11 protein-coding genes, 1 tRNA gene, 1 riboswitch and 1 other annotated feature are annotated in these 11,567 nt (G+C 45.1%); of the genes, 10 read left to right on the top strand and 2 right to left on the bottom strand.

Annotation, left to right across the window (positions count from 1 at the left end; all coding sequences use genetic code 11):
• Positions 1-10 precede the first annotated feature (10 nt).
• Positions 11-83, bottom strand: a tRNA-Gly gene (locus WKT01_RS13550).
• Between the two features lie 171 nt (positions 84-254).
• Between WKT01_RS13550 and WKT01_RS13545 the strand changes: the two genes are divergently transcribed.
• From WKT01_RS13545 to WKT01_RS13500, 10 genes are all read left to right on the top strand, one after another.
• The gene (locus WKT01_RS13545) at positions 255-1,541 is read left to right on the top strand and encodes a homoserine dehydrogenase (RefSeq protein ID WP_270395665.1); all 1,287 of its coding nucleotides are present in this window, start codon (positions 255-257) and stop codon (positions 1,539-1,541) included.
• 62 nt (positions 1,542-1,603) lie between these two features.
• Positions 1,604-2,038, top strand: coding sequence for a MarR family winged helix-turn-helix transcriptional regulator (locus tag WKT01_RS13540; protein ID WP_340312727.1), 435 nt, complete (start codon positions 1,604-1,606; stop codon positions 2,036-2,038).
• An 18-nt stretch (positions 2,039-2,056) separates the two neighbouring features.
• A complete protein-coding gene (gene thyA / locus WKT01_RS13535) occupies positions 2,057-2,905 on the top strand; it encodes a thymidylate synthase (RefSeq protein ID WP_059070189.1) in 849 nt (282 codons plus the stop codon).
• An 18-nt stretch (positions 2,906-2,923) separates the two neighbouring features.
• The gene (locus WKT01_RS13530) at positions 2,924-3,415 is read left to right on the top strand and encodes a dihydrofolate reductase (protein ID WP_270395663.1); all 492 of its coding nucleotides are present in this window, start codon (positions 2,924-2,926) and stop codon (positions 3,413-3,415) included.
• On the top strand, positions 3,399-4,436 hold the full coding sequence (locus tag WKT01_RS13525; protein WP_340312723.1) for a metal ABC transporter substrate-binding protein: 1,038 nt from the start codon (positions 3,399-3,401) through the stop codon (positions 4,434-4,436). The genes WKT01_RS13530 and WKT01_RS13525 overlap by 17 nt, the downstream gene beginning before the upstream one ends.
• An 18-nt stretch (positions 4,437-4,454) precedes the next feature.
• On the top strand, positions 4,455-5,195 hold the full coding sequence (locus WKT01_RS13520; protein ID WP_340312721.1) for a metal ABC transporter ATP-binding protein: 741 nt from the start codon (positions 4,455-4,457) through the stop codon (positions 5,193-5,195).
• Positions 5,188-6,015 (top strand): metal ABC transporter permease, encoded by an 828-nt coding sequence (locus WKT01_RS13515; RefSeq protein WP_340312719.1) that lies wholly within the window; start codon positions 5,188-5,190, stop codon positions 6,013-6,015. Before WKT01_RS13520 ends, WKT01_RS13515 begins: the two co-directional genes overlap by 8 nt.
• A gap of 152 nt (positions 6,016-6,167) precedes the next feature.
• Positions 6,168-6,416 (top strand) — a binding site (T-box leader).
• Between the two features lie 40 nt (positions 6,417-6,456).
• Positions 6,457-8,175 carry a biosynthetic-type acetolactate synthase large subunit gene (gene ilvB / locus WKT01_RS13510; protein ID WP_117975469.1) on the top strand — a complete coding sequence of 573 codons (1,719 nt, stop codon included), beginning with the start codon at positions 6,457-6,459 and terminating at the stop codon, positions 8,173-8,175.
• Positions 8,176-8,186: 11 nt separating this feature from the next.
• Positions 8,187-8,693, top strand: coding sequence for an acetolactate synthase small subunit (gene ilvN / locus WKT01_RS13505; protein WP_059070178.1), 507 nt, complete (start codon positions 8,187-8,189; stop codon positions 8,691-8,693).
• Positions 8,694-8,818: 125 nt separating this feature from the next.
• Positions 8,819-9,844: a branched-chain amino acid aminotransferase gene (locus tag WKT01_RS13500; protein WP_117975470.1), complete on the top strand. Its 1,026-nt coding sequence runs from the start codon at positions 8,819-8,821 to the stop codon at positions 9,842-9,844.
• 106 nt (positions 9,845-9,950) lie between these two features.
• On the opposite strand, the gene mgtE is transcribed toward WKT01_RS13500, so the two are convergent.
• Positions 9,951-11,282, bottom strand: coding sequence for a magnesium transporter (gene mgtE / locus WKT01_RS13495; protein WP_117975471.1), 1,332 nt, complete (start codon positions 11,280-11,282; stop codon positions 9,951-9,953).
• A gap of 161 nt (positions 11,283-11,443) precedes the next feature.
• Positions 11,444-11,567: riboswitch (M-box (ykoK) riboswitch) on the bottom strand. This riboswitch is flagged as partial in the annotation.

Below are 11,567 nucleotides of genomic sequence, written 5' to 3'. Positions count from 1 at the left end.
TTTTTATAAGAGCGACAGACGGGGTTCGAACCCGCGACCCCGACCTTGGCAAGGTCGTACTCTACCAACTGAGCCACTGTCGCATGTTTTGTTTGTTCCTTGTTGACCGGAACAATAAATACTATACTACAAGAAATTTAGAATGTCAACAACTTTTTTAAAATTTTTTCGCAAAAACCGAAGGGGTTCCGAGAATACTTTTTTTATGCTATAATATGACCCAATGAACGCTTGAGAAAGGACACATACGCAAGATGAAAAGAAAAAAGATAAAAGCAGCGCTGCTTGGATTTGGGACAGTAGGCGGCGGTGTGTACAAATTGATACAGAAAAGAAGAGACGTGATGGAACAGACGATCGGAGCGCAGCTTGAGATCGTAAAAATCCTGGTGCATGATCTGCATAGAAAAAGAGAAGGAGTGGACGTCTCTCTTTTGACAGATAACTGGAAAGAAATTTTAGAAAATGAGGAAATTGAGATCGTCATAGAAGTGATCGGCGGGATAGAACCGGCGAAGACAATGATTTTGCAAGCTTTGCGCGCTGGTAAGCATGTAGTGACGGCAAATAAGGATCTGATCGCCGAGCAGGGCAGGGAACTTTTAAGTGCGGCAGAAGAAAACCATACCGATTTGTTGTTTGAGGCGTCTGTAGCAGGCGGGATCCCCATTATACGTCCTTTGAAACAGTGTTTGGCGGCAAATGAGATCACAGATGTGGTCGGCATTGTAAATGGCACGACGAATTATATTTTGACAAAAATGTTTGAAGAAAACATGAGTTTTGAGAGCGCCCTGGAAAAGGCAAAGGAATTGGGATATGCGGAAGCAGATCCGACAGCGGACATAGAAGGACTGGATGCAGGCAGAAAAGTGGCGATCATGGCATCCATCGCTTTTCATACTCGTGTCGTCTTTGGAAATGTGTATACAGAAGGGATCACAAAGATCACAGAAAAAGATATCGCCTATGCAAAAGAGCTGGACTGTGTGATCAAATTGCTGGGTGTGGCGCATAATACAGCAGACGGAATCGAAGTAGGCGTATATCCGATGCTATTGAAAAAAGAACACCCGCTTGCATCTGTACGAGATTCATTTAATGCCGTATTTGTGCATGGAGACGCAGTGGACGACGCCATGTTCTATGGAAGAGGCGCAGGGGAATTTCCGACGGCCAGCGCGGTGGCAGGAGATGTTATTGATGTGGCAAGAGATATACAATATGGCTGCACAGGAAGGATCAGCTGTACCTGTTATAAAGAGACACTGATCAAGGAGTTTCAAGAGGTGGAAAATAAATTTTTCCTGCGTATGCAGGTGAAAAATCAGCCGGGCGTACTAGCGTGCATTACCCAGATATTCGGAAACCATAAGGTCAGTATCGTGCGGGTGGTACAGAAGTATGTAGAGGATACGAAGGCAGAGCTTGTCATTGTAACGGACAAAGTAAAGGAAGGTTATATAAAGAATGCTTTAAAAGAACTAGAAGAATTGGAAGATGTCTATGAAATAAGCAGCGTGATACGGGCATACTTATAGGGAGGGGGCTTCCAAAAGAGCATTTTCGTTTTACAGATGTCTGTATAGAGAAAGGAGCACATATGGAGAGAAGAAATCAGCCTATCGGATTTATGGTAAAGCAGATCAATAATGTGTTTGAAAAAGACTTAAATGAGAGGCTGCGCACGATCGGTATCACTTCTTCCCAGTGCGCGGTTTTGGACTACCTGTTCCATACAAGCAAAGACGAGGTGAACCAAAGAGATGTGGAGCGGCATCTGAGCCTGAAAAATCCTACCGTGACAGGAATATTGAAAAGACTGGATGAAAAGGGATTTATCCTCTGTGTGCCGAATGCCGTCGATAAGAGGAGAAAAAATATCTATCTGACAGAGAAGGCATATGATATCCAGAGGAGGATGGAGACAGACAGAAAAAAGATGGACAGAAACCTTACAAGGGGCATGAAAAAGAAAGAAATTGAAGCCCTCGTAAAAGGACTGGAAAAGATGTTGTATAATATTGCAGAACCGTAAAAAGTCAGGGAGGAAAATATGAGTTACGCAGATAAAGTTTTTATACAGATGTGCAGAGATATCATAGATAATGGGACAAGCACGGAAGGGGAGAAAGTAAGACCTGTATGGGAGGATGGAACGCCGGCATATACGGTGAAGAAATTCGGAGTCATCAATCGGTACGACCTTTCAAAAGAATTTCCGGCGCTCACTCTTAGAAGGACAGGAATCAAAAGCTGTACAGACGAGCTGCTCTGGATCTGGCAGAAAAAATCGAATAATATCCACGATCTTAACAGCCATATATGGGACAGCTGGGCAGATACAGAAGGATCCATCGGGAAAGCATACGGTTATCAGATGGGCGTAAAGCACGCTTATAAAGAGGGAATGATGGATCAGGTGGACCGGGTCATTTATGATCTGAAGAACAATCCGTACAGCCGTCGTATCATGACAAATCTATATGTACATCAAGATCTTCATGAGATGAACCTCTATCCATGTGCATACAGTATGACATTTAATGTGACAAAGGAAAAAGGCAGTGAAAAACTGACTTTAAATGGAATATTAAACCAGCGTTCCCAGGATGTGCTGACGGCAAATAACTGGAACGTATGTCAGTATGCCGTGCTTTTGCATATGCTGGCGCAGGTGTGTGATATGAAGGTGGGAGAGTTTGTTCATGTCATTGCGGATGCGCATATTTATGACAGACATATTCCGATGATCGAAGAGCTGATCGCAAGAGAACCTCTGCCGGCGCCGGTGTTCTGGCTGAATCCGGAGATTCGAGATTTTTACGCGTTTACGCCGGATGACGTACGTCTGGAGGAGTATCAGACGCATCCCCAAATAAAAAACATACCGGTAGCAGTGTAGCAGGAAAGGAGAATATATATGCAGGCAATTGTAGCAGCAGACAGAAATTGGGGGATAGGAAACAAGAACAGACTTCTTGTAAGCATTCCTTCTGACATGAAGTTTTTCCGTGAAAAAACGACCGGAAAGGTGATCGTGATGGGACGAAAGACATTAGAAAGTTTCCCTGGAGGAAAACCTTTGAAAAACAGAGTGAACATCGTATTGACAGGAAACCGAGAGTATACGGTAAAAGATGCGGTGGTCGTACACACAGAAGAAGAATTAAAAGAAGAACTGAAAAAATATAAAGAAGAAGATATCTTTGTCGTCGGGGGAGAAAGTGTTTACCGTATGCTGCTTCCGCTTTGCAGTACAGTGTATGTAACGAAGATAGACCGGGTGTTTGAGGCAGATACATTTTTCCCGAATCTGGATGAGAAAAAAGAGTGGAAGATGACGGAAGAAGGTGAGGAGCAAACCTGTTTTGATCTGGAATTCAGGTTTACGAAATATGAACAGCAAAAGTAGAAGGAAGAAAGCTACTCTTTCTTCCTGGATTATTTTTTTATGTGCCGCAGCGCTGTTGTGTCAGGGCTGTGCTGCAGGCGTTAAACAGACAGAGAAAAAAGCAGGCACAACAGAGAAAATCGAAGAAAAGCTAAGTGTGGTGACGACGATCTTCCCCCAGTATGATTTTGTGCGGGAGATCGCGGGAGAAGAAGTAGAACTTAAGATGCTGCTGAAACCGGGGGAAGAAACACATTCTTATGAACCGACTCCGCAGGATATGATCGCTATTGAGAACAGTGATATTTTTATCTATGTGGGCGGAGAGAATGATGAATGGGTGGAGGATATGCTTGCCTCCATGCCGGATGAAAACAGAGCAACGTTAAGGCTGCTGGACTGTGTGGATACTTATGAAGAAGAACATGTGGAAGGAATGAAAGAAGAGGGGGGACTTTTTCACGAAGAAGAAAACAATGTGCAGTCCGATGCTGCAGAAGTACATTCCGTACATGAAATCGACGAACATGTCTGGACTTCTCCTAAGAATGCGGTACAGATCGTGGAGGCGATCAAAAAAATCCTCATAAGAAAGGATCCAAACAGGCGGGATGTATATGAAGAAAATGCGGCTGCCTATACAGATAAGCTTGCAGAGTTGGATATGCGGTTTAAAAAGATCACAGAAGAAACGGAAAATCCTTTGCTGCTGTTTGGCGACAGATTCCCTTTCCGGTATTTTACAGAGGAATACGGGATTTCTTATTATGCCGCGTTCCCAGGGTGCGCCTCTGATACAGAGCCGAGTGCGGCGACGATGGCATTTTTGATCGATAAAGCAAAGCAAGAAAAGATACCTGTCATACTGAAAATGGAATTGAGTAATGCAGATATAGCGAATGCGATCGCGGAGGCGACAGGGGCCAAAGTTATGACATTTTACAGCTGCCATAATATTTCGGCGGAAGATTTTGAAAAGGGAGAAACATACTATACGATGATGGAGAAAAATGTAGAAACGCTGAAAGAGGCATTGGACTAAAGGAGGAATCGTTACAAGATGGCACTGATAAAATGCGAGAAGGTGTCAGTCGGCTATGAAGGACGGACTGTACTCAAAGATCTGGATTTTCAGATAGATTCCGGGGACTACCTATGTATCGTAGGAGAAAATGGTTCCGGTAAAAGTACGCTCGTAAAGAGCATTTTGGGGCTGAAGATGATAGAAAAGGGCAGGATCTTATTTGGTGACGGACTAAAGCAAAGAGAGATCGGATATCTGCCCCAGCAGACAGACGTGCAGAAAGATTTCCCGGCAAGTGTGTATGAGGTCGTACTATCCGGGAGATTAAACAGTCGGGGGATATGCCCATTCTATACAGCGCAGGATAAAAAGCAGGCACATGAGAAAATGGAACTGCTGGGTATACGAGATCTTTCCCGGCAGTGTTTTCGTGATCTTTCCGGCGGGCAAAAACAGCGGGTTCTGCTCGCGCGTGCTTTGTGTGCGACAAAAAAACTGCTTCTTTTAGACGAACCGGTGACCGGATTAGATCCGATCGTCACAGGAGAGTTTTATAAACTGATCTATGAAATCAACACGCAGCAGAAAATTGCTGTTGTGATGGTTTCGCATGATATAGAAAGTGCTGTCGGATATGCAAGCCATATTTTGCATCTGAGTGAAGATACACAGTTTTTCGGAACTGCTGCGGCATACCAGAGAAGCCGCGCCGGGAAGGCATTCCTGGGAGAAACGGCGATGGATGGAAGGCATGCGGGAGGTGAGATTCATGTTTGAGACAGTCATACAGATGCTGTCCTATCCTTTTATGGTACGGGCGTTTCTGGTAGGTTCTCTGGTGGCTCTTTGTTCGGCACTTTTGGGTGTCAGTCTTGTCCTGAAGCGTTATTCTATGATCGGAGACGGACTCTCCCATGTAGGATTTGGCGCTTTGGCGGCGGCCACCGCAATGAACGCGGCGCCTTTGCCCGTGGCGATCCCTGTTGTCATTCTCGCGGCGATCCTGCTTTTGCGCCTTAGTGCAAATACGAGGATCAAAGGAGACGCAGCGATCGCCATGATCTCTACAGGTTCTCTTGCAGTAGGGGTGATGGTGATCTCTGTAACAACGGGGATGAATACAGATGTCTATAACTACATGTTTGGCAGCATACTCGCCATGAATGTACAAGATGTGAAACTGGGGCTGCTTTTATCTGCGGTTGTATTGATCCTGTATGTATTTTTTTATCAGAAAATATTTGCAGTAACGTTTGATGAGACATTTGCGCTTGCCACGGGAGTGCGTGCGAAGTTTTACAATACGATGATCGCGATCCTGACGGCAGTTACGATCGTGCTCGGTATGCGGATGATGGGGGCGCTTCTTGTTTCCAGTCTGATCATCTTTCCGGCGCTGACTTCTATGCGTTTGTGTAAGACGTTTAAGGGTGTGATCATAAGTGCAGGGATCCTTTCGGTCATCTGCCTTATATTGGGGCTTACCTTGTCTTATTTTTGCGCGACGCCCGCAGGAGCCAGCGTGGTACTGTTAAACATAGCTGCATTTTGTGTTTATACGGTGCTGGGCGTGATTAAAAATGGTAGGAAAAGATAAAATATATCAATAATCTTGTTAAAATATATCAACAGATGAGCGTTGACAAAGGAAAAGATACAAATTATAATAGAAATACATTGTCGGTAAGATAAGATCGTCCAAGAAGGTACGGATATTACTGCCGGCAGAGCATGCGTTTTTAAAAGCAGAGAAATGCAGGGATAAGGAGGAGTACATGACCTTCGGAAGCAAAGAGAGAAGATGGGTGGTGAAAATCTTCGTGAAGAGATCATGGAAGTAGCCTTTGAGCAGTGGATTGAACAGGAGGGATCCTAAGTAGACTCCAACGTTATTCCCACGTTACAGGGAAACAGTATCGGACATTGTTCCTGTGCTGGCAGAGTGCAGAGATTTCTCTGAATTTAGGTGGTAACACGGATGACAGATTCGCCCTGAGCTTATGAAGCTTAGGGTGTTTTTTGTAATTAGGAGGAAGCGATGAGACAGATAACGGGAAATAAATTATTGGTAAAGGCGCTGAAAGAGGAAGGAGTCGATACGATCTTTGGGTATCCGGGCGCCTGTACGATCGACATCAGTGATGAATTGTATAAACAAAGTGATATACGTGTGATCCTGCCCCGACATGAGCAGGCGTTAGTGCATGAGGCAGACGCCTATGCGAGGACGACGGGAAAAGTCGGCGTTTGCCTAGTGACGAGCGGACCGGGAGCCACAAATCTGGTAACGGGACTTGCGACGGCTAATTACGACAGCGTGCCTCTTGTATGTTTTACAGGACAGGTGGCAAGACATCTGATTGGAAACGATGCTTTTCAGGAAGTAGATATTGTAGGGATCACGAGAAGCATTACCAAGTATGGAGTGACGGTACGCAACAGAGAAGATCTCGGAAGAATCATAAAGGAAGCTTTTTATATTGCTGGCACAGGACGTCCGGGACCGGTGCTGATCGATCTGCCCAAAGACCTGATGGCGGAACTGGGAAGCGCGGAGTATCCGTCGGAGGTCAATATCCGAGGATATAAGCCAAACACAAGTGTGCATGTGGGACAGTTAAAACGGGCGATCAAAATGCTGCACAAATCAAAGCGTCCTTTGTTTTTGGCAGGAGGCGGCGTCAATATTGCCCGCGCAAATAAGATCTTTGCGGAAGTGGTAGAGAAAACAAAAGTTCCGGTCGTGACTACGATCATGGGGCGGGGAGCTATTCCTACGGACCATCCTTTATTTGTGGGGAATCTGGGAATGCATGGCGCCTATGCAGCAAATATGGCAGTCAGTGAATGTGACCTTCTTTTTTCCATCGGAACCCGTTTTAATGACCGGATCACAGGAAAACTGCATGCATTTGCGCCTAAGGCACAAATCGTACATATTGATATCGACACGGCTTCTATCTCGCGGAATATCCATGTGGATGTGCCGATCGTGGCAGATGCCAGAGAGGCAGTTATAAAGATGCGGGAGTATGTAGATATGTGCCATACGGAAAGCTGGTTAAAGCAGATCATTGCCTGGAAGGAAGAACATCCGCTGAAGATGAAAAAGCGTGCTGTGATGGGACCGCAGGATATCATAGAAGAAATCAATCAGCAGTTTGATGAGGCGATCATCGTGACAGATGTAGGACAGCATCAGATGTTCGCAAGCCAATATGTAGAGATTACGAAGAAAAAGCAGCTGGTCATGTCCGGTGGGCTTGGAACGATGGGATATGGATTTCCGGGCGCCATAGGAGCGAAGATTGGGAATCCGGATATTCCGGTGATCGCGATCTCCGGAGACGGGGGCATGCAGATGAATATACAGGAATTTGCGACTGCGGTGCTGGAAGAACTGCCGTTGATCCTCTGTGTGTTTAATAATGAGTATCTGGGCATGGTCCGTCAGTGGCAGAAACTGTTTTACGGAAAGCGTTATGGGATGACCAATTTGCGCGCCGGCGCTCTTTATCGCAGAACACAAGGAGAAGAAATGCCGGAGTATACGCCGGATTTTATAAAGCTGGCGCAGAGCTACGGGGCAAAAGGAATCCGGGTGACAAAGAAGGAAGAGATAAGAGAAGCGTTCAAGGAGGCTAAGAAAAATACAAAAGTGCCTACATTGATCGAATTTATCATTGACCCGGAGGAAATGGTATATCCGATGATACAGCCGGGCGGAACGCTGGAAGATATGATCATGGACTGTTAGGAGGAAGAACGATGGATGGAATGAAGAAAAGATGGATTTCCTTGTATGTGGAAAATCAGGTAGGTGTACTTTCGAAAATTTCTGGGTTATTTTCAGGCAAGTCTTACAATCTAGATAGTCTGACAGTAGGGACGACCGAGGATCCTACTGTGTCCAGGATGACCATCGCAACAGTCAGTGATGATGAGACGTTTGAACAGATAAAGAAGCAGTTAAACCGGATGATAGAGGTGATCAAAGTCATAGATTTCACAGATATTTTTGTGCGGATGAAGGAAATCCTCTATATAAAAGTGGAGAAATGTTCTCCCCAGGATAAAGTGGAAGTGTTCCAGATCGCAGAGACTTTTAAGGCAAAGGTGATCGACTATGGAAAAGACAGCCTGCTTGTAGAATTTGTCCAGACAGCAACCAAAAATGACGCCGTAGTGAAGTTAATGAAAGAGGAATTTAAAAGCATTGAAGTGGTGCGGGGAGGAAGCGTGGGAATCGAGTCTATCAGCATGATGGAAAGATAAAACAGAGCGCACTCTTGATTTTTAAGATGTAAAGTATTATAATCTAGGGAAAGCAAAGAGCAGATAAGAGCACTGGATGACAGGAGTTCCATATCCGTTCAGTGTAGAGGAATGGAGGAGTCTATATGGAGAAAAAAAAGATTGACTGGGAGAATTTAGGTTTTGGTTATATGCCTACAGAGAAGCGGTATGTTGCGAATTTTAAAGACGGCAAATGGGATGACGGAGCGCTGATAGAAGATGCCAATATCGTGATGAATGAATGTGCAGGCGTGTTGCAGTATGCACAGACTGTATTCGAGGGGCTTAAAGCATATACGACAGAGGATGGCCATATTGTGACTTTCCGACCGGATCTGAATGCAAAACGACTGATAGATTCTGCAAAGAGACTGGAAATGCCGCCATTTCCGGCAGAACGGTTTGTAGATGCCGTGGAACAGGTAGTCAGAGCAAACGCGGCGTATGTACCTCCATACGGTTCCGGCGCAACATTATATATAAGGCCGTATATGTTTGGAATCAATCCAGTGATCGGTGTAAAACCGGCGGATGAATATCAATTCCGTGTTTTTACTACACCGGTCGGTCCTTATTTCAAGGGCGGTGTAAAACCGTTGACGATCTGTGTGTCTGATTTTGATCGTGCTGCGCCGCACGGGACGGGGCATATTAAGGCAGGTCTGAACTATGCTATGAGTCTGCATGCGATCGTCACAGCACATGCAAATGGATTTGATGAAAATATGTATCTGGATTCCGCAACTAGGACAAAGGTGGAAGAGACAGGGGGCGCAAACTTTATCTTTATCACAAAGGATCATAAAGTAGTTACCCCTCATTCGGATACGATCCTGCCTTCTATCACAAGACGCTCTCTTTTGTATGTAGCAGAACATTATCTGGGGTTAGAAGTAGAGGAAAGAGACGTATACTTCGAGGAAGTGAAAGAATTTGCAGAGTGCGGTCTGTGCGGAACGGCGGCAGTGATCTCTCCGGTAGGCAAGGTTGTAGACCATGGAAAAGAAATCTGCTTCCCAAGTGGAATGGAGAAAATGGGACCGACGATCCAGAAACTCTATGATACACTGACCGGGATCCAAATGGGACATATCGAGGCACCGGAAGGCTGGATCAAAGTGATCGAATAAGAAACAGGCGTATTAAGAAAAATAAAAACAGAAAATAGAATGAATTGCTCCCTTCTAGGCAGACAAGTGAAATAATAAAAAACTTGTTACTTAGAAGGGAGCATATTTATAGATTGAAAAAATGTGTAGCTATAGTAAAATAGATCAAGATCGAAAACGTATCTACCAATGTCGTGATCAAAGGCGAGGCCATGATCGCCGGATCCAGATGAACTTGCTTGGCGCATAGCGGCAGGAGACAGCCGATGAGTTTTGCTACAACGATTGTAGCGGCAAGTGAAAGTGCGATCACCAATGCAAGGGTAACATTCTGATACATGATAAAGATTCGGATGCCGTTGGCCGCTGCCAGCACGAGCCCGACGATCAAAGAGATACGAAATTCTTTGAAAAGTACTTTGAACAGGTCGCGAAAATGAATCTCATCCAGTGCAATTCCCCGGATTACAAGGGTAGAACTCTGAGAACCACAGTTGCCTCCGGTATCCATCAGCATGGGAATAAAAGAGACTAAAAGAGGAACTGTGTCAAAGGCATTCTCATAGCGTGTGATAATGGTGCCGGTGACTGTGGCGGAGAACATCAGGACGAGAAGCCAGGGGATGCGATGTTTTGCATGAGCGAATACAGAAGTCGCAAAATAGGGCTTCTCACTGGGGCTCATGGCAGCCATTTTTGTAATATCTTCAGTGGTTTCTTCGACCATGACATCCATCGCGTCGTCAAATGTGACGATCCCTACCATATAGTTTTCCGCATCCAGTACCGGAAGCGCAAGCAGGTTATACTTTCGCAGAAGCTGCGCGACTTCTTCCTGGTCTGTATGTGTGTGGACAGAGATGATCTCTGTCTCCATTAATTCTTCAATCCGCATGTTGTCATCTTCCGTCATTAACTCTTTTGCCGACACGATGCCGATGAGCTGACGGCGTTCTGTGACATAGCAGGTATAGATGGTCTCCTTGTGTATACCTGTTTCTTTGATATGTGCCATAGCCTGCGCGACGGTCATTGTTTTGCGTATGTCTACATATTCTGTAGTCATGATACTTCCGGCGCTGTCATCTGGATAGTTTAACAATTCATTGATCATCAGCCTGTCGGATGGACTGACGGTGTCCAGTATACGGCTGACCAGATTCGCGGGAAGTTCTTCCAGTATGTCTACCGTATCATCCATATATAGATCGTCCAGCAGTTCTTTTAATTCCTTTTCCGTAAACATCTCCACCAGATAAGTCTGCATGGAGCTGCTCATATTGGCAAATACCTCTGCGGCCTTATCTTTCGGGATCAGGCGGAAAGCAAGTACAAGTTCTTTGTCATTGAGAACGGAGAGAAGGGAGGCTATGTCCACTTCGTTCATGACATCCAAAATACTTCTCACAGCCTTGAACTGGCGCTGTTCGAGAAGTTTTACAAAAATATCTTTGTTCATAGTTTATACCTCTTATTTCTGTATGTATTTTTATTGGGTTACACGAGTGACAACTGGCGCCAGAGTCCATAACCTCACCTCCTTCGTTATATCGGTCCGGCAGAAGCGGATATAGAAAATAAAAAAGACCATACACTGCCTGAACAATGCAAAGTCTTTCTATGTTCTTCTTACCGTTCAAGCTTTAGTATCACAGGGCATAATAATTGCATTAGGTTATGCCTTCACGACATAGCCTGCTAACCAGCTCATTGTGTCTCCACAATCCTGCGGCAGCAATCTTAA

This window comes from Mediterraneibacter sp. ICN-202921 (genome assembly GCF_037890075.1).
Taxonomy (GTDB): domain Bacteria; phylum Bacillota; class Clostridia; order Lachnospirales; family Lachnospiraceae; genus Mediterraneibacter; species Mediterraneibacter massiliensis.
The sequence above is the reverse complement of the archived record's forward strand: the minus strand, read 5'-3'. Positions and strand labels throughout refer to the sequence as shown.

What these genes read in the sequence shown, in the direction of transcription:
- WKT01_RS13545 (WP_270395665.1), top strand. Translation starts at nt 255, where the DNA reads ATGAAAAGAAAAAAGATAAAAGCAGCGCTGCTTGGATTTGGGACAGTA.
- WKT01_RS13540 (WP_340312727.1), top strand. Translation starts at nt 1,604, where the DNA reads ATGGAGAGAAGAAATCAGCCTATCGGATTTATGGTAAAGCAGATCAAT.
- thyA (WP_059070189.1), top strand. Translation starts at nt 2,057, where the DNA reads ATGAGTTACGCAGATAAAGTTTTTATACAGATGTGCAGAGATATCATA.
- WKT01_RS13530 (WP_270395663.1), top strand. Translation starts at nt 2,924, where the DNA reads ATGCAGGCAATTGTAGCAGCAGACAGAAATTGGGGGATAGGAAACAAG.
- WKT01_RS13525 (WP_340312723.1), top strand. Translation starts at nt 3,399, where the DNA reads ATGAACAGCAAAAGTAGAAGGAAGAAAGCTACTCTTTCTTCCTGGATT.
- WKT01_RS13520 (WP_340312721.1), top strand. Translation starts at nt 4,455, where the DNA reads ATGGCACTGATAAAATGCGAGAAGGTGTCAGTCGGCTATGAAGGACGG.
- WKT01_RS13515 (WP_340312719.1), top strand. Translation starts at nt 5,188, where the DNA reads ATGTTTGAGACAGTCATACAGATGCTGTCCTATCCTTTTATGGTACGG.
- ilvB (WP_117975469.1), top strand. Translation starts at nt 6,457, where the DNA reads ATGAGACAGATAACGGGAAATAAATTATTGGTAAAGGCGCTGAAAGAG.
- ilvN (WP_059070178.1), top strand. Translation starts at nt 8,187, where the DNA reads ATGGATGGAATGAAGAAAAGATGGATTTCCTTGTATGTGGAAAATCAG.
- WKT01_RS13500 (WP_117975470.1), top strand. Translation starts at nt 8,819, where the DNA reads ATGGAGAAAAAAAAGATTGACTGGGAGAATTTAGGTTTTGGTTATATG.
- mgtE (WP_117975471.1), bottom strand. Translation starts at nt 11,282, where the DNA reads ATGAACAAAGATATTTTTGTAAAACTTCTCGAACAGCGCCAGTTCAAG.